The sequence below is a fragment of the Coleofasciculus sp. E1-EBD-02 genome, from assembly GCF_040218245.1.
Taxonomy (GTDB): Bacteria; Cyanobacteriota; Cyanobacteriia; order Cyanobacteriales; family Coleofasciculaceae; genus Coleofasciculus.
The window spans coordinates 1-18,053 of sequence record NZ_JAVJQN010000211.1 but is presented as its reverse complement, the minus strand read 5'-3'; the positions used below and the strand labels follow the sequence as shown (position 1 = coordinate 18,053).

16 protein-coding genes, 1 tRNA gene and 1 other RNA gene are annotated in these 18,053 nt (G+C 45.6%); 13 read left to right on the top strand and 5 right to left on the bottom strand.

The genetic code is table 11. From position 1 onward, the window contains the following. Positions 1-154: 154 nt before the first annotated feature. Positions 155-853, bottom strand: a complete 699-nt coding sequence (gene fabG, locus RIC07_RS32890) for a 3-oxoacyl-ACP reductase FabG (protein ID WP_446398190.1) — start codon at positions 851-853, stop codon at positions 155-157. 162 nt (positions 854-1,015) lie between these two features. Beyond that, positions 1,016-1,339 carry a DUF1825 family protein gene (locus RIC07_RS32885; protein ID WP_044206685.1) on the bottom strand — a complete coding sequence of 108 codons (324 nt, stop codon included), beginning with the start codon at positions 1,337-1,339 and terminating at the stop codon, positions 1,016-1,018. 291 nt (positions 1,340-1,630) lie between these two features. Between RIC07_RS32885 and RIC07_RS32880 the strand changes: the two genes are divergently transcribed. The 5 genes from RIC07_RS32880 to RIC07_RS32860 all read left to right on the top strand — a co-directional run bounded on the left by RIC07_RS32880 (position 1,631) and on the right by RIC07_RS32860 (position 3,848). Next, positions 1,631-2,026 carry an NINE protein gene (locus tag RIC07_RS32880; RefSeq protein ID WP_006100585.1) on the top strand — a complete coding sequence of 132 codons (396 nt, stop codon included), beginning with the start codon at positions 1,631-1,633 and terminating at the stop codon, positions 2,024-2,026. A 7-nt stretch (positions 2,027-2,033) separates the two neighbouring features. Beyond that, on the top strand, positions 2,034-2,582 hold the full coding sequence (locus tag RIC07_RS32875; RefSeq protein WP_446398189.1) for a helix-hairpin-helix domain-containing protein: 549 nt from the start codon (positions 2,034-2,036) through the stop codon (positions 2,580-2,582). 13 nt (positions 2,583-2,595) lie between these two features. After that, positions 2,596-2,862, top strand: coding sequence for a YciI family protein (locus RIC07_RS32870; RefSeq protein WP_446376342.1), 267 nt, complete (start codon positions 2,596-2,598; stop codon positions 2,860-2,862). Positions 2,863-2,916: 54 nt separating this feature from the next. Next, positions 2,917-3,013, top strand: an RNA gene (gene ffs / locus RIC07_RS32865) — signal recognition particle sRNA small type. A 190-nt stretch (positions 3,014-3,203) separates the two neighbouring features. After that, the gene (locus RIC07_RS32860) at positions 3,204-3,848 is read left to right on the top strand and encodes a DUF3318 domain-containing protein (RefSeq protein WP_446376344.1); all 645 of its coding nucleotides are present in this window, start codon (positions 3,204-3,206) and stop codon (positions 3,846-3,848) included. Here the strand turns inward: RIC07_RS32860 and RIC07_RS32855 are convergent. Then, entirely contained in the window at positions 3,845-4,627 is a 783-nt protein-coding gene (locus RIC07_RS32855; protein WP_446398188.1) for a 7-carboxy-7-deazaguanine synthase QueE, read from the bottom strand. The two genes, RIC07_RS32860 and RIC07_RS32855, sit on opposite strands and share 4 nt — an antisense overlap. A 119-nt stretch (positions 4,628-4,746) precedes the next feature. Between RIC07_RS32855 and RIC07_RS32850 the strand changes: the two genes are divergently transcribed. The 8 genes from RIC07_RS32850 to RIC07_RS32815 all read left to right on the top strand — a co-directional run bounded on the left by RIC07_RS32850 (position 4,747) and on the right by RIC07_RS32815 (position 10,702). After that, the gene (locus RIC07_RS32850; RefSeq protein WP_446398187.1) at positions 4,747-5,706 is read left to right on the top strand and encodes an anti-sigma factor antagonist; all 960 of its coding nucleotides are present in this window, start codon (positions 4,747-4,749) and stop codon (positions 5,704-5,706) included. Positions 5,707-5,732: 26 nt separating this feature from the next. Beyond that, positions 5,733-6,179 carry an ATP-binding protein gene (locus RIC07_RS32845; protein WP_446398186.1) on the top strand — a complete coding sequence of 149 codons (447 nt, stop codon included), beginning with the start codon at positions 5,733-5,735 and terminating at the stop codon, positions 6,177-6,179. A 259-nt stretch (positions 6,180-6,438) separates the two neighbouring features. After that, positions 6,439-7,767, top strand: coding sequence for a glycosyltransferase family 4 protein (locus tag RIC07_RS32840; protein ID WP_446398185.1), 1,329 nt, complete (start codon positions 6,439-6,441; stop codon positions 7,765-7,767). 64 nt (positions 7,768-7,831) lie between these two features. Further along, entirely contained in the window at positions 7,832-8,419 is a 588-nt protein-coding gene (gene yqeK / locus RIC07_RS32835) for a bis(5'-nucleosyl)-tetraphosphatase (symmetrical) YqeK (protein WP_446376354.1), read from the top strand. Positions 8,420-8,499: 80 nt separating this feature from the next. Continuing rightward, a complete protein-coding gene (gene rsfS, locus RIC07_RS32830; protein WP_446398184.1) occupies positions 8,500-8,916 on the top strand; it encodes a ribosome silencing factor in 417 nt (138 codons plus the stop codon). A 14-nt stretch (positions 8,917-8,930) separates the two neighbouring features. Then, the gene (locus RIC07_RS32825; protein ID WP_006100659.1) at positions 8,931-9,431 is read left to right on the top strand and encodes a CGLD27 family protein; all 501 of its coding nucleotides are present in this window, start codon (positions 8,931-8,933) and stop codon (positions 9,429-9,431) included. Between the two features lie 133 nt (positions 9,432-9,564). After that, positions 9,565-10,521, top strand: coding sequence for an asparaginase (locus tag RIC07_RS32820; RefSeq protein ID WP_446376360.1), 957 nt, complete (start codon positions 9,565-9,567; stop codon positions 10,519-10,521). 104 nt (positions 10,522-10,625) lie between these two features. Further along, positions 10,626-10,702 (top strand) — tRNA-Met (locus RIC07_RS32815). Between the two features lie 587 nt (positions 10,703-11,289). On the opposite strand, the gene RIC07_RS32810 is transcribed toward RIC07_RS32815, so the two are convergent. Both RIC07_RS32810 and RIC07_RS32805 read right to left on the bottom strand, forming a co-directional pair. Further along, positions 11,290-11,475, bottom strand: coding sequence for a hypothetical protein (locus tag RIC07_RS32810; RefSeq protein WP_446398183.1), 186 nt, complete (start codon positions 11,473-11,475; stop codon positions 11,290-11,292). Positions 11,476-12,250: 775 nt separating this feature from the next. Then, a partial coding sequence (locus tag RIC07_RS32805; protein WP_446398182.1) for an SBBP repeat-containing protein occupies positions 12,251-18,053 on the bottom strand: 5,803 nt, incomplete at its 5' end.

Here is an 18,053-nt window from a genome sequence, read left to right as displayed (position 1 = left end):
TCTAAAATTATTGGTTATCTGTGTTTCTTATCACTGACGAATGACCAATGATGGGCGATTAATTACCCAGATATGATCTCCAAAGAAGGGCGAATTAAGTTAAGTAAAACCCGCCCTTACAACCATGTAGAGACGTAGCATGCTACGTCTCTACTTAAATGCTGCCATAAACCGGAACAGCCGCACCGCTTACATCCTGCGCCGCGTCTGAGGCTAAGAAACAAATCACTTGGGCGATAGATTGGGGTTTCACCCACTGAGTTGCATTTTCTTCCCCCATGGCTTGACGATTGGTTGGTGTGTCAATCACACTAGGGAGTACACTATTGGCAGTGATATTCGTGTCTTTGGTTTCATCCGCGATCGCTTGAGTCAGGGCGACAACGCCAGCTTTTGCCGCACAGTAGGCGGCTAACTGTCCCCCCGGTTGCACAGCACCCCGCGATCCCACGGTAATAATGCGCCCATAATTCTGGGGCAGCATTTTCGCCAAACTGTGCTTGCACACCAAAAAGGTGGTATTTAAGTTTAGGTCAAAATCGTTTTTCCAGGCTTCATAACTGTATTCGTGGGTTTTTCCCATGGAAAAGCCACCCACTAAATGGATCAGTACATCCACCCCTTCCATATCGTTGATCATCTTGCTGACATTCGCCTCATCAGTGAGATCGCTAGGGACAAAGCTAATCCGGGCAAAATCCGCCGGGGATAGGATTTGTTTGAGGCGTTCTACATCTTGAGGATTGCGATAAGGAATGGTTACTGTTTTGGGTGCAGAGGCTAATACGGCTGGAGTCACCCCTATTCCTAGTCCGCCAGTACCGCCAGTGAGTAAAACGTGTTTGCCTTTCATGAGTGGGTATCTTCCTTTCCCAAAATACCGCGATTTGAGCAGCGATTAAGCTGCCCTTACTCTATTCAAGCACGAATTGGCTTCACCTAATCGGGTGGATGTCTAGGATAGGCGGCGCAAACAACAGGGGTTTGGTTACACCAAACCCCTCCGAGTCCACTTCTAAGACTGCTGTTCCAGTTCCGATTTCATCCGCTCTAACGTCATTTGCATTTGATCAAACATTTGCTGAGGCGTGATGCCAAACTGACCAAGTTGTGTATTAAGCTGCTCAACTGTCATCTGAGCCATAAAATCCTCGGATAACTCGAAGCGCTTCATAAAAATTCGATAGCGCTCCATCATCGCTTCCATCTGATCAATGAAAATTTTCTTCCCTTCTCGGTCAAATTTACCGTAGCTGCCTCCCAATTGGACAAGGGACTGATAATCTTCAAACAGTTGTTTAGCTTCTTGTTGGACTATATCTGAATCAAAAAACCCCATAGCTCTTACCCGATCAACCGAGTGGGTTGTACTGCCGTTTCCAGTCATATTCTAGTGCAGTGTTGCACTTAGAGGAAACTTCGGTTATCCGTATTGGGGATACAAGGGAGTAGGGGTGTGGGGATGCGGGGTGCAGGGGAGTGGGGGTGCAGGGGTGCAGGGGTGTAGCAGAGGTGTACAGGTGAAGATTTGAATGTAAATGTAATTGAGGAAGCATTCAATATCATAAAAGTATGGCGTTCCTCTTTCTTGATTGATAACGGTGTCCTTTCGTCTGGTGTTTGAACCACTATGTTAAGCAAGCCGAAAAGTCGAAAAGTTGCTTCCTTACTGGCATTTAGTGGGGTAGTGATACCTTTTTCTGGACTGCACAAGTTTTATCTGGGGCAACCTTGGTGGGGAGTTTTGTATTTGTTGCTCTCCTGGACACCAATTCCCAGAGTGGCGAGTGCCATTGAAGGGGTATGGTATTTGTTGCAAAATTCGGAGCAATTCGACCAAAATTTTAATGGCGATTTGATCCCAACCGGGACATCAGCGCCAAGTCAAATCCCAGAGGTTGATCCGGCGCAAGTGGGTGCGATCGCGGATGCACTGCGACAACTGGATAAGCTGCGTCAGGAGGGATTGATGTCAGAATATGAGTTTGAGCAAAAGCGTCGCCAATTACTGGATCGTATCGCGTGAAAAGAAGATGGCATTGTTTGACTGGCTGTTATCGACGGATCGATTAAACCCAACCTGGCGCTCAATCCAAACCCGGATTCAGAGTGATCCCTACTATCGGCTGCAATCGGCGCAAGAAATAGAGGTGGCGGTGGCGCTGGGGATGAGAATTGATGTCAATCAAGCGACGGTGGATGACTGGCTGAGATTACCAGGAATATCCATCCATCAAGCGCGATCGCTGGTTGAATTGGCAAATAGTGGGGTACAGTTTTGCTGTTTGGAGGATATTGCGGCGGCGTTAAGTATCCCTGTGGCGCGGTTACAGCCGTTACAACCAATTCTCAGCTTTTGTTACTATGACGCTGAAAGTCCAGCCACCCCGATACCGATTCCGGCGAATACGGCATCCGTGGAACAACTGAGCAGAATTCCTGGAGTTGACTTGTTTTTAGCGAGAGCGATCGCCCAAAATCGGCAAGAGATGGGCAATTATCGGAATTTAGCCGACTTCCAGCAACGCCTCGCCCTTCCCCCAGACCTGATATCTGAGATAATGTACTATCTGCGGTTTTGATCGGAAAAAGCAAATGCCCTGGTTCGTCAAGATAGAAGAAGGCATCGTCGATAAACCTACGTTTGATCAATATGTTCCAGCTCATAAAGCCTACGTCCAAGACTTGATTGCCAAAGGACATCAAGCCAAAACAGGTTACTGGGCGGAGAAAGGAGGAGGAATGCTCCTGTTTGAGGCGAGTTCCAAACAAGAAGCACAGGCGATCGTCGAGGGAGATCCGTTGGTGGCAAATCACTGTGTCAAATACCAACTTCACGAATGGTGCATCATTGCCGAATGAAAAAATATCTCCGTGAACTGATCAATGGGGTTCAAAGCTGTTATACTGGTAAATGACTCGGATTCATGCAATCCCAACGCTCAAACCTTGTCAGAACCGGAAGGTAGCAGCAATACGAGATGCTTGGGATAGGCGTGAACTCCGGGTCTTCTCGTATCTAGCGCTACAGTGACGCATTATTTTTCATCAGTACTCTTTTCCCTATCTTCTTCATCTCCCCCATCCCTTGCCGTATTCCGTTGAATCCTGACACTTAGCCAGAAACAAGGCAGAGGACGAATCTCGCTATACTGCCAAATGATACCTTTGTTTATTGGTTTAAGTTTCCTGGAGGCAGATCTATGACATCTTATGCAACCTCTTCTGCCAAAGCCGAGATGAGTGAACTCCGGCGTCTAAAAACCTTACTCCCCCCAGAATTGCAAAGCTGGGTCATGGTGGAAGGAACGACTGAGGTCAATCCCCCATTGTTACGCACCGAAGAAATTGGTAGCGATGAGGTGGAGGTGCAAATTGACTTAGTGAAATGGGAGCAGTTTGCCCTTGACCAACGTAATCTCCTATTTTGGCACGAAGTTGCCCGAATTCAGAATGACACGATCCCCAAAGAAGGATGGGAAATGGCAGCCCTAGCCATTGGCTTGGGAGGCGCTGTTGGGGAACTTTGGGTACAAGATGGATTGCTACTGCTTTTGGCACTCGCCCTCTGTGGTGTTTCTGGATGGAGACTCTATCAGAAAAACAACAGCGAGAAAACTCTCAAGGCAGAAATTGAGGCAGATGAAAAAGCGATCGCCCTGGCTACTCGCTTTGGTTACACTCTCCCCAACGCCTACAAGAGTCTAGGCAGTGCCTTAAAAACCTTAGTTGAAGTTACACCCGGTCGCCGTCAACGTCGCCGCTACGAAGCCCGCCTAGCCGCATTGAAAAAAAGTGCTGCTAAAGCCAAAGCCGAAGCGAAAAGCAAACGGGAATCTAGAGCCTAAAGCTGACCGATCATCTTATGGGTTTGGGGGATGACGCGCACTGATTTGAGATGGCGCTTCATCAACCCTTGCCATTCTAAAACTTGAGTCGGCGTTGGCGGGAGCATTGGCGCATGATGGGGTTTAGCTAGGGGCGTTACAGGTTGTAAAAACACGGGAATACTGGGGTTACACGCTGCAACCAATTCGGCGGCTAACTCCAGTTCGGCGGTGTTCGTTGTTTGGGCAATAATCAGCTTGACAAAAACCTCAATATCTGCATCCCGGCAAAGTTGTAGAAACTGACGATGAGCGTGCCAACACTCTTCCCCACTTACACTCGGCAACTTCATATCCATACCGATACTATTTAAATAGGGTAGAATCTGGTCTAGTTGCTCCGGACGATGCCCCCCGGTTTCCAAATAGATGGGTAACCCGGTTCGATGTCGTACTACGGGCAAGAACTCTCTCAAAAAGGGAGCCTGCAACAGGGGTTCGCCACCTGTTACGCTAATACTTTCATGGAGTCCTGGATAATTTTGCCGCTCAACCCATGCCAATAACTGATCAAAGGTTACAGGATTAGGATGAGTTTCAAAATCCCGATGTCCAGGGGTTTGCTCCACGGAAGCTAAATTGGGAACTGCCCAGGTATTCTGACTATCACAAAAATGGCAGCGCAAATCACACAGAGCCAAACGGATGAATAATTGACGGGTACCAACATTGAGTCCTTCACCTTGAATGGCAGAAAACAGTTCAATGAGCCGGGCGGTGAGTCCAGTTTTAGCTGACATTTTTTTACATTGGATCGGTAAATTCAAGTGAGTTTTCGGTTAAGTTAGCAATTGTACGACACAATATTGGTCAGAAACACAGGTGAATACCAACAATACAGGTCGTTATGGGTGACTCAATGTCAGAAGCGGATTTTAAAGTAATACTATTGCATGAAACTCCCGTCATGCAACTTCCGGCTCGCCTGAGTGTGCTTGAAGCTGTGGCTTTCAAAGAAACCTTCCAGCAAATTTTGCAGAACCACCCCCTGCCGCCAAAAATTATTTTAGACTTTCGTCAGACAACCTTTATCGATAGCTGTGGGATTGGGGCGTTGGTGAATAATTACAAAAATGCGACCAGTAAGGATATTGAACTGGTACTTACCAATGTTGGCACTCCGGTCATGGCAGTTTTGAAAATGACGGGACTCGATCAAATTCTCACAGTAGAACTCCTGTCTGAATCAAGTCAGCCACCAGCATTACCACCCACTCACCCTTCCACCCGCTCTGGGATCAAACGCGGACTCGATATTATCGGCGCAATTGTTGGCTTAGGAATTACCGCACTGCTGTTTATTCCAATTGCTATTGCCATCAAACTTGATTCACGAGGTCCTATCTTCTTCAGTCAGATCCGTAAGGGGTGGATGGGCAAAGAATTTCGGATTTGGAAGTTCCGCTCTATGTATGTCGGTAGTCAAGATATTAGTAAGGGTAAAATTCGAGTTAAACCGTTGGATGAAAATGCCCCTGATCCCAGAGTGACACAAGTCGGTCGGTTTTTACGGAAAAGTAGCCTTGATGAACTGCCTCAATTTGTCAATGTCCTGAAAGGGGACATGAGTTTGGTTGGAACTCGACCCCCGACACCGGATGAAGTAGATTACTACGATGTCCCCGAATGGCAGCGTTTAGATGTCAAACCGGGTATGACAGGAGAGTGGCAGGTCAATGGGCGAAATCAAATCCATGAGTTTAAGGACATCATTGACTTAGATTTACGCTACCAGCATCACTGGAGCTTGATGTATGATGTCAAATTAATTATTAAAACAATTTTAGTGGTTTTTTCTAAAAATAGTGGCGCGGCTTAAAAAAACATGGGACTGGCTTTCGATTGATGCACCATGACAAACCCCTTAAACAATCGCATCTCAAGGTAGCCACAGACATCAGTGCTGTTGCTGAAATTTTCGCCTGGTTTGATCGGTTAGCTTTGCGCCAATTTCCTGACCAATTTTGCGGGGATTGTAAAGTGGCACTAGACGAAGCCTTCGCCAACGCGGTTCACCATGCTCATCGCCACTTGCCTCAAACCACACCGATTGAGCTGGAACTGAAGATATTTGCTGACCGCTTAGAAATGCGGATTTGGGATTATGGACAACCGTTCGATTTGCAGGCTAAGTTGGACGCTTTACACCAAAAAGGCTGTAACCTTCTAGAGGAAACAGGCAGAGGATTAATTTTGATGGAGCAATTCACGGATGAACTATTTTATCAACGCTTATCTGATCAGCGCAACTGTTTGTTTATGGGAAAACGACTCGTACCAGTGAGCCATTGAATGCCGTAAGCCATTGAAGGAATGTGTAAAAGCCATGAATTTATCCAGCCTCTAGGCTGATTGCACTTACTCTTACGATGCGGCATTCTGATAAAGGCAACTACAATAGGTAGATTCTACAATAATGGTGTTTCCTTAGCAATTGAGCCGTGCAATGTCCTTGAACATAAGCCTAGACATCCTGATTGATAGGCACTCGGCTAGTTTGGCGAAAAAATTAGCCCCAACTGGGTAAGTCCCACTTGCTTTCCTAAAATTTATGAGAATTCTGATTTATTCCTACAACTATTTTCCCGAACCCATTGGCATTGCCCCACTGATGACCGAACTCGCTGAGGGGTTAGTGAAACGAGGACATCAGGTTCGGGTGGTTACGGGTATGCCTTGGTATCCTCAAAAAGAAGTTTATAAAGACTACCAAGGCAAATTATACTGCACCGAGGTGATCAACGGCGTGGCGATTCAACGCAGTTATGTCTGGATTCGCCCTGAACCCAGTTTAATCGACCGATTATTATTGGAAGTTAGCTTTGTGGCGACGAGTTTTGTCCATGCTCTAAAGGGTAAGCGCCCCGACATCATTTTCTTGACAGCACCACCACTACCCGTTGCCGTACCCGCAGCACTCCTAGGATGGCTACACCGGGTTCCAGTTGTTCTCAATCTTCAGGACATTTTACCCGATGCTGCTGTACACCTGGAAATTCTGACCAATCCCAAGCTGATTCGCATCTTTTCCATTTTGGAAAAATTTGCCTACCGGACAGCGACCAAAATTAGTGTTATTGCGGATGGGTTTATTAAAAACTTGCGAAAGAAGGGAGTCAGTGAAAGCAAAATTGAGCTGATTCCCAATTGGGTGAATGTTGATTTCATCAAACCTTTACCAAAAGAACCAAATGCATTCCGTCAGGAGCATGGACTCAACGGGAAGTTTGTGGTCATGTATTCCGGGAATATAGCGCTAAGTCAAGGCATAGAAACCGTTATCCAGGCTTCGATTCGCCTGCGCCACGTTCCCGAAATTGTCATTGTTATTGTGGGAGAAGAAAAAGCTTTAGAACGATTGCAGCAAGAAGAAGCGAGGGCTCTGGTAGAATGGCAAATTGAGATCCAAAAGAAAGCGCGATCGCAGGTGAAAGCAGAAGCTAAAGCCTTGCAACAATTACAGCTATACAAACAAACCTGTAAAGCCACTAACGTACTCCTGCTACCATTTCAACCTCGCGAAAAACTCCCGGAAATGCTAGCCGCCGCTGATGTGGGCTTGGTCTTGCAAAAGCACAACGTTATTGACTTTAATATGCCCTCAAAAATTCCGGTTTTGATGGCAAGCGGTCGTGCTATCATCGCCTCGGTGCCAGCCGAAGGGACAGCCGCCAGTGCCATTCAAAGAAGTGGCGGTGGTATTATTGTCAAACCCGAAGATCCCAAAAATTTAGCCGCCGAAATTTTGGATCTCTATCTCCATCCGGAAAAAGTCAAAGCTTTGGGTGACAAAGGCAGAAAGTATGCCGAAGAAAATTATGCGTTTGACCGAGCGCTTGATCGCTATGAACAACTCTTTGCTTCCCTTCAGAAGCGTTGAGATAAAATGGATTCAATACCTATAGTATAGAGTCAATCTTAGCCTTGAGGAGTTTGGTGACCGAATGCGGGATCAGGTTTTAACCTGGCTAAACGATAATGTTCCGACAGCCCGGATGCAGCACATCCTGCGGGTTGAGCAGATGTCTATGGAATTAGCTCGACATTATCATTTAAATGTGGAGCAAGCCGCTCAAGCCGGATTGATGCATGATCTGGCTAAATACTTTAAGCCAGAGCGACTCTTGCGAATGGCTAAGGAGGGAGGTATCGATATAGATCCAATCTGTGCGGCGACTCCCCATCTGTTACATGCTGATGTCAGTGCTATCGTGGCTAAAGAGCAGTTCGCTATCCAAGAGGACGTTGTACTCAATGCGATCGCGCTGCACACGTTAGGAAATCCAGGAATGAGTGAGATGAGCTGCGTTGTGTTTTTAGCCGATAGTCTAGAACCAGGTCGTGGTGATACACCGGAGTTGGAGAATTTGCGGAAAATTGCTCGCGTCGATCTGCACAAAGCCGTTTGGCTAACCTGTGACTACTGTGTCAAACACCTGCTCAATACTCGTCGCCTGATTCACCCCCGCATGATCTTAACTCGGAACTGGGCGGTGCAACGCTTTAGCCAAAAACCAGAATTGACTCAGTAGGTCAATGGACATAAACCGAAAAATGTTACGTTTTATAAAAAATTATCACACTCTAACAAATGACAAATGACAAAGGACAAATGACAAAAGACCAATTTCAACGCTCATCTACCTTATTTGTCCATGAAAACCAAGACCAAAAAGCTAGACCCGATCTGGCATTAACCATTGCCCAAGCTGCAGATGATCGCAAAGGTGAAAATATCGTCATCCTCCGCGTTGCAGATGTTTCCTATATTGCTGATTATTTTGTGATTGTAACAGGCTTTTCGCGGGTACAGGTGAGGGCGATTTCTCAGTCGATTGAAGATCAAGTGGAAACGACTTGGCAACGGCGTCCTCTACGAACCGAAGGACAAGCCGATGGAAGCTGGCTGCTTCAGGATTACGGTGAAGTGATTGTTCACATTATGCTGCCTCATGAACGGGAGTTCTATAATCTAGAAGCATTTTGGGGTCACGCCGAACATGTTGAATTCAATTCGCAACAATCCTAACCTGAACAAATACTATGAGGGAATCGTCCGTTTCTTTCTGTCCCGTACCGACAGAACAACAACCGATTCATGAGTACCAACAATTAAAAGACTCTTGGTTTTTCCGTTGGGCGAAGCTAGAATTGAGAAATTATGGACTCAAGCTGGCTTGGGTTTGGGGCTTAAGCTGGTTAATCGCGGGTCCAGTCGCCGCCGCTAGTTTTGCGCCGCACCAGCATCTGGTACAGTTTATTTTGGCGGGTGGCGCAGGTGCTGGCGTGTTTTTGATATTGGTGTTACTGCGACTGTACTTAGGTTGGTCTTATGTGTGCGATCGCTTATCTCAGGAAACCATCGGCTATGAAGAGTCCGGCTGGTATGATGGTCAAACCTGGACGAAGCCGCCAGAAGTCCTGAGTCGCGATCGCCTGATCGTCTCCTATCAAGTCCAGCCCATTCTGCAACGCCTGCAACGAACATTGGGCATTATCGCTATTCTTATCATCAGTGGTAGCTTGCTATGGAATCTTTCTTGATAATTTATGGTTTGGTTTTTCCTCAAAACGATTAAGTTGGTTGGTGGAAATAAACCCAACACTATTAATTTCTGCCAATATTCCCTAAACTCTTACAAATGACCAATGACCAATGACCAATGACGAATAACGAATGACAAGGGTAAAACGTAATCAAGCACCAGCGATCGAAGTCCGTTTACTCCGGGAAGGCATAGCCGAATCCATCCACCACGCTCAAGCTGTCCTCTGTGACGAGCGAGGGCGTGTCCTATCTGTAGCGGGCAATTCAGAAACATCAACCTTTATTCGTTCGGCACTCAAACCGTTTCAGGCTCTGGCAGTTACTACAACGGGAACCCTGGAACGATATAATCTTAACGACCGGGATTTGGCAATTATTTGTAGTTCCCACCAAGGTCATCTGGAACAGGTTCGTCAGGTTTTTAAGATTCTTTGGCGCTGCGATGTTGACCCATCCGCCCTGCAATGTCCGATTCCTCCGGGCAAGCAAAGTGCCTTAGAATACAACTGCTCTGGCAAACATGCAGGTATGCTTGCTGTCTGCCGCCAACGCAATTGGTCTATTGATAGTTATTTACAGTACAATCACCCCGTTCAACGACTCGTTTTGAGCAAAGTCGCGGAATTGATGCGGATGCCACCAGAAGAGTTGATTTTGGCACACGATGACTGTGGGGCACCGACGTATTTTTTGCAACTCGCTCAAATCGCCACCCTCTTTGCTCAACTCGCTTCTGGTGACAATTTGGCAATGGAGCGAATTGTTCGGGCAATGACCCATCATCCTACCTTAGTGGCAGGAGAAGGAGTATTTGATACGGAATTAATGCGATTGACTCAAGGTGAACTGGTGAGTAAAGCTGGATCAGAAGGGGTTCAATGTATCGGTCGCGTGGGTGAAGGGCTGGGTATGACAATTAAAGTCATGGATGGAGCCAAACGCGCTAAATATGCGGTAGCGATTCAGCTTTTGAAGCAAATGGGTTGGATTAGTCCCGCCGTGGCGGAAAGTTTGGCGGAAACCTTTATGCATTTCGGTGAGTTCAAGCGTCTAGAGGTGATTGGCGAACTCTCAATGAGTTTTTGAATTGGGTCATTCGTCTTATGTCCTTTGTTGGTACTACCGCACCTAGACTTTTTTGGCTTGGAGTTGCCACATTTAGGAAATAGGTGTTATGCTGTTTAAAGCGACGCGGGATAGAGCAGTCTGGTAGCTCGTCGGGCTCATAACCCGAAGGTCGGTGGTTCAAATCCGCCTCCCGCCACCAAATATAAAGGTAAGCCCTGTAAACGATTGAGTCTACAGGGTTATATTGTATATATTTTGGGCGGTTGATAGCTCCTAAGTTCACAGCTAGATCAGGGCGCACGTCGGTGCTATCCTACCGTGTTTCAGGCGATCACAATTATCGGGGCTATCTGGGGAAAGGGAAGACGCGATCGCACCTGGGAGACTGTCACCTTTGATTCGGGTGTAGGGGCGACCCGCACCGCATCAATTAACAACTAGAGAAACAGGGCGGGTTTAGTCACATCGAGGTGCAACCGAAAAGCTAGTAGTAAAACCCGCCCCTACAGAGGATTGGGTCGCCCTTTATTCAATTGGCGGTGTCAAACGGTGTTTTTTGAGCGGTTATATGCGTTCCTGGATAAGCTTCCATCGCACTTTGGTGGGGAATCGCTTTTATTCCTGGTGAGATGGTGTATCTGGGGAAAGAGGGAAGGCGCGATCTGCTGTAGGCTCTACTCGCTTCGCGATCGCAGGGTGGGGATAGAGAAGGTTCGATCGCGTGGAAGCCCAGGTATTTGTAGGGACGGGCGCGAGCCGTTTAATTTTGATGTTTGTGATAACTTTTCAACAAAACCCGCCCTGACTCAAAATGGAGGTGTGTTTTAGGCGATCGCTCTTTTGATCAGGGATTAGCGCTAACCAGGAGAGAGAGGGCGATCGCACCTGGTAGCCTATCACCGTTGATTCGGGTGTAGGGGCGACCCGCACCGCATCAATTAACAACACCAGAAACAGGGCGGGTTTATTCACATCGAGGTGCAACCGAAAAGATAGTAGTAAAACCCGCCCCTACAGAGGATTGGGTCGCCCTTTATTCAATTGGCGGTGTCAAACGGTGTTTTTTGAGCGGTTATATGCTTTCCTGGATAGGCTTCCATCGCACTTTGGTGGGGAATCGCTTCTATTCCTGGTGAGATGGTGTATCGGGGGAAAGCAGGGAGGCGCGATCTGCTGTAGGCGCGACTCGCTTCGCGATCGCACGAGGGGGATAGAGAAAGTGCGATCGCGTGGAAGCCCAGGTATTTGTAGGGGCGGGTTTAGGTGCTTAATTTTGATGTTTGTGATAACGTTTCAACAAAACCCGCCCTGACTCAAAATGGAGGTGTGTTTTAGGCGATCGCTCTTTTGATCAGGGATTGGCGCAAACCAGGAGAGAGAGGGCGATCGCACTTGGGAGACTATCACCTTTGATGCTGCTGTAGGGGCGACCCGCTTGCATTAATTAACAACGGTGTCCGCTTAATTTGATCGGATCGCCCTTTATTCAATTCCCGGTGTCAAACGGTGTTTTTTGACCGGTTATATGCGTTCCTGGATAAGCTTCCATAGCACTTTGGTGGGAAATCGCTTTTATTCCTGGTGAGATGGTGTATCTGGGGAAAGAGGGAGGCGCGATCGCAAATTCATTCCATCACCAAACGCGATCGTACTTCGGTGTCGAATAGCTTCCATTCCTTATTTCATGGGCTATCTGGGTTTGGGCAAGATGCGATCGCACATTCAACCCATCCTATTAATCCTTGGATCAATAGTACTTACCACGCTTGTAATCTTGCAGCTTGCGACCGTCCAGCTCAAAATTTTGTAACTGTGGCACTGATATATTACTGTTACCGTTGTAGAAAACCTCAAAATGAAGATGGATACCAGTACTATTTCCAGTAGTTCCCATAATTCCTAATTCATCTCTTTTTTTAACAAATTCTCCTAGGTTGACATTTGGGGTTTTGGCGAAGTGTCCATATAAAGTTACGTACCCAGTTCCATCATAAGGTTCGTCGTGAGCTATCTCGACATAATGTCCATAACCTCCTGGATCATAACTAACTTTAATTACTTTCCCGCTTTTTGCTGCTAAAATTGGGACTGGATTTGGTATTGTCTCACCCTCAGGTATATCATCAAAATCAATAGCAAATATACCATGATGGGAATAATTTCCATTGAACCCTTGAGTCACCTGCCACGATTTACCACTTGGCAAAGGAATTGTGAATTTACGTTCTTGCAATTCTCTTGTTACAAGACTTAATTTTCTATTTAATTGCTGTTCAACATATTTAAGATCTCTGATTTCATCCTTAACTAATTCTAGAGCTGGTTTTTTGGCAAACGGACTAGCTAACAACCCACCAACCAATGGAATAACATAGAGAAACTGCCAGCTTTTATCTAATTTTTGTCCCAGTTTATGCTTCTCATCTATTTCTGTCTGTACATCAGTAATATTCTTATTTATCTTTTCAATCAAATCCTCAAGTTCAGCAATCGAATAGTCTCGAACTACTTCAGATGTAATTGTCTGAAATGTCTCGCTTGTTCCACCACCCATACTATAAAGGTATGTTGGATTATTACTGGACATAGTGGGGGGCTGGCTATTCCCGATACTGCCAGAACTTCCAGGCATTGCGCTAGAATTAGGTGGATTGCCATTAATGTAAGCACTTGGCACCCAATCATCAGTTCCAGCTATTCTAAACCACCGAGCGTCGGGAGTACTTAAGCTGTAATCTATTGCTGTTTCGCCATACGTCCATGCATCGAAAGAGAGCCATTTTCCATAAGGTTCAGCTTTACCGTTCTTATCGTCAAGCTGAGTGCTGTTGCGGAGGGCTACTCCTATAGTTGGCATTACATAGCCACCAAAGTTTACTTGTTTAATATCTGGACTTGAAATCGACTCAGAGGGGAAAGGTTTGTCATAAAATTTGGGTGAAGTCGAACCGTCTGCATACTGCAAGACGTAACCGTTGTCATACTGAAACTTGACAGAATTGCCTAAAACAATTGCTTTCTTGAAATTTCCTAGCTGGCTGTCAGAATGACCTAATGAAGGCTCTATCGCTTGAATACTCAGGCTTACAGCCGCATCGCCTCCTCTCTCAAAGTATTCAACAGTGACAGGGTATTCTCTTCCATCTGAGTGGAAGTAGGCATTATGTTGATTTCCATAAAACCCTTGTTCAATCCATTTATCGATAACGGTTTGATTACCAATCCGAATTCGGACACCATCATCAGAGTTTGTGCTAATTTTGTGAACACCAGGAGCAAAATAGCGCTGAGTGGTGATTCGAGTAGAAAAATCATCCTTAGGTACACCTGCTGGCGCACCATCACCCCAAACTCGCCAGAATCCTTGGGGGCTATCTCCAAAGTCTTCAACCTGAACCGGATTTCCGGCTAAATCGCGGTTGTTAAAATATTCAGCTTTCCAATGACTTGTAGGAATTTCAGCCGTTTTATCTGACGTTGCTGTTAGAGTATAATCTCCAAATTTATAGCCATAGCTGGTTACCGATATAATGTAATCTTGAGTCGGTACGGTAAACGTTAACTCGGCAGTATCTAGATCCTGATTCGTAATTCTTGATCGCCCCAGCCATTCTCCTGTCGATGGATTCAGTAGCAAGATATGAGGCATAAATTTAGAGGAACTCATCGTCAACTTAATAGGTTGACCTGGAGAAACGCCAGTTAAGCGATAATCATCATAGAAGCTACCACCAAAACGCTCACCTGTGTCTTGAGGATCGAGTTTTGTCAAGCTGCCGCTAATGGTTTGATTTAGATCGATCGGGGTAATAGAGGGAGTAAATAGGCTTAGATTATAGTTTGTATTACCACGATTGTAGACTCGTGCGAGGTATGTTCCTGAATCTAAACCATTGATGCCAATTTCTTCGGGTTGAGTTCCACGATTATAGGAACTATGGATTAAATTAGTTGTACCATCGCTATTGAGCTTAAGTAATTGAAGATCCGCATCAGAATTCAATTTATCCAGTACAAGTCCTAGGTGAGTCTTACTAGATAATGAGAACTGATAATAATCATTATTATCCGTATTGCCAACCCAATCACTGAACGAATGAGTTCCGTTAATTGTACCAATATTAAGAGCGTCCTGGGGACTATCCCCAACATGGTCTAAAGGTGAGGAAACAACCTCAAAGTCTTCCAATGATATACTGATATAGCTCGAAGCACCTGACTTATCATAAGCCCTGGCTGACCATCCATATTTGCCCGGAGCTAAACGCCCTAAATCATAGCTAAATTCAGCCCAGTTGGGATCATCACTAGCAGCCGTGAAATTTTTTATATAGTAATTTTGAGTTTCACCCGTTTCTGGAGAAAGCTGTATAAGCACTGTTTCTAGGTCGCTAGCACCATCAGGGTCATATACTCGACCTGTTACACGGAAATTCTTGCCAGAACCTATTGTTTTGCCGATATTGGTTTCTAAATCTCTGGGAGATCGGGAGGTAGCTGAAAGGCTCAATTTGTAGTTTGTATGAGTGGTATTTAAATTGGGGTAAATGCGAACATAATAGATTCCTTTAGACAGGATTAAATTCAACTCCTCTGCATTCTTTACGTCAGTTATTTCGCTAACTGGCACAACTTGTTTACCTTCAGCACGAAGTATTTGTACATTGGTTGAATCAGTTAGACCATCAAGCTGTAATTTAAAGTCACTATTTTCCGTCAAATTAAAGTGGTAGTAATCATTCGCGTCTGTATCGCCAATAGAGTTATGAAAAACTTGGGGAATAAGAATATTCAGCTTACCAATATAGTAAGAGTTAGCAATATTTTCAGAGTCGATTGGGTTAACGGAAAGATTGAGATCATAGGTGCTGTCGATAATAGGCTGCGAGGTTTGAGAATCGCGACCAACCCAAATGAAGTATGTACCTACATCTAAGTTAGTATTCAGGACTACCTCACCCTCTGCTGTGATACGAGTCTTGCCAATATTGGTATTGGAACCATCATCGTTATAGCGAAACAGGCGTACTTCTGGATTGGCAATTGTGCCATTGGCACTTATACCTTTCAGTGATAAATTGAAAGCGCTGTCAGAGTTTAGGGTAAAGCGGTAATAGTCATCGAGATCTGCACTACCAACAAACTCACTGACGGTTTGTATAGCCTTTAAAACACCTAAATCTTTGGCTGTCGTGAAATCATTACCTACAGTATCAGGAGGAGCAGTTGGGGTAGCTGATAAACTTGCAATGTAGGAGGTATTTTCTCCTGTTTCACCTGAGTAGATTCGCAGGTAGTAACTACCTGGATTGAGAGTCTGGATAATTGATTCTTCGGTTGTGCTTCCGTTAACTGAACTTTGAATAACTGCTCCACTATTATCTAGAAGAGCTACATTAGCATCTGCGCTTAATCCATTTAGGGATAACTTAAATTCACTAGCCGCATCAAGACTAAAGCGGTAGTAGTCATTGCTATCAGCATCACCTACAAAGTTATTAAGTGTTTGAGTCCCCCTTAGAGTCCCAATATCACGCGCTTTATTTAAACTATCGTCTGCTTGAGCAACAGCATACTTAGCGATAAAAGCATCACCATTTCCTACCTGAGTTCCCTCTAGTGAACCCTGAGTAAATCCAGCTAGATAGATACTTTCTGAACCATCTACAGTAACACTCAAAGATTGCTCATTACTTTTTGCAGTTCCCAACTGACGAATCCACTGCAATGTACCACTATTAGTATACTGCGCTACCCAGGCTTCACTATAATACTGCCAGCCATGCATACTTTCTCCAGAAATATACACATTTCCAGAATTATCCACGGCTACACTTGAAGCCCGATCACCATTACCAGTACCCAATTTTCTAGACCATTCTAATGTGCCGTTACTGTTATACTTGACGACAAAAGCATCACTAGGTTCTGTTGTAGTAGCGCCACTCAAAACACTACTATTCCAAATATCACCGTCAACACCAACTCTTGTACCTCCGGTATCTCCATTAGTTGCTCCGGTAATATAAACATTACCTAAATTATCTGTAGTTACGTCGTAGGAAGACTCTGTATTGTCTAATTGTTTTGTCCACTTTCGATTGCCGTCTCTGTCATACTTTGCAATCCATGCACCTCCATTTAATGAGCTAGTTCCTGGTAGAGATCCATCTGTTTCTCCTGTAATGTATATATTGCCTAAACTATCTGTTGCTATACCCCAAGCTCGATCATTACTGGAGCTGCCCAATTGCCGAATCCATAATTGTTTGCCATAATTATAAACTGGATCACCATTGGTATCGTATTTGGCAATCCATGCATCATGTCTTCCTGCATTAGAGCTTCCCAAAGAACCTTCGGTGAATCCTGTTACATAAAGACCACCTGAATTATCAACGGCGATACTACTAAAAATATCAGTACCAGGAACACTTAATCGTTCGAGCCATTTTTGCTTTCCATTAGTGTCAAATTTAGCTAACCAAGCATTTTTTTCTCCCCCTGCAAGGTAGATGTTGCCATCCTGGTCTAGAACAATGCTACGGGAATTATCTAAACTAAACTGTTTCAGCCATTGCTGCTGACCAGTGGAATCGTATTTGGCTATCCAACTACCATCTCTGTGGTTAGAACCTGTGAAAGAACCTCCCGCCGAGCCTGTAACATAGACATTACCTGCACTATCTACTGCCACATCCCTCGCCCAATCCTCACCAGGCGTTCCCAACTGCTTAACCCACTCTAAGCCTATAGATTGATTATCAGCCGCCCGTTCTGTTGCTGTAACCGTTCCTTCCCCACTCCATCTTTCTGGAATCAATAATTCTTTGGGTTGATAGTCTTCCGGTGTCGTGGTTTTCGCCAACTCCACCGCCCTGACCAAATTCAGCAATCCAGCGCCCGTCTCCACATCCCATCCCGGCGTCTGTAAATCTGTTGCTGTGGACTTCACAACCTCAATCACTTGACGATAACTTAACTGAGGATTCGCCGCCCAAACCTGAGACACCACCCCCGTCACCTGCGCCGATGCGACGGAAGTCCCCGCCATTGTCCCCAACCCGTCACCTGTAGTAGACAAGACCGGATACTCACTCGTACCCCCAGGCGCTAAAATGTCTAATCCATACCCGTAACTCGAATACGCCGCCCGGTCTAACCCATCTGCTGCACCTACGGTAATAATATTGTCAAACTCCTGAGACGCTTGACCCAATACCGACATTACATCCCCATCATTCCCGGCGGCGGCGACAATTAATACCCCATTCTGACGGGCATATTCAATCGCCGCCCGTTCTTCGGGTGTAAACTCATAGCGGGTGGTTACACTACCATCAGGGTTCACTTGGGTTAAATCCAAACTTAGATTCACAACCGCATTCGGTTGACTTGATTCCTTGGCGGTATCGACAAACTCAACTAACGAATCTGCCCATTCTCCAGAACCAACCGCACGTCCTACCCATAAGGGCGCATCATCATTAATCCCATCGATGCCGATATCATTATCCTGTTGTGCCGCAATAATTCCTAAAACATGAGTC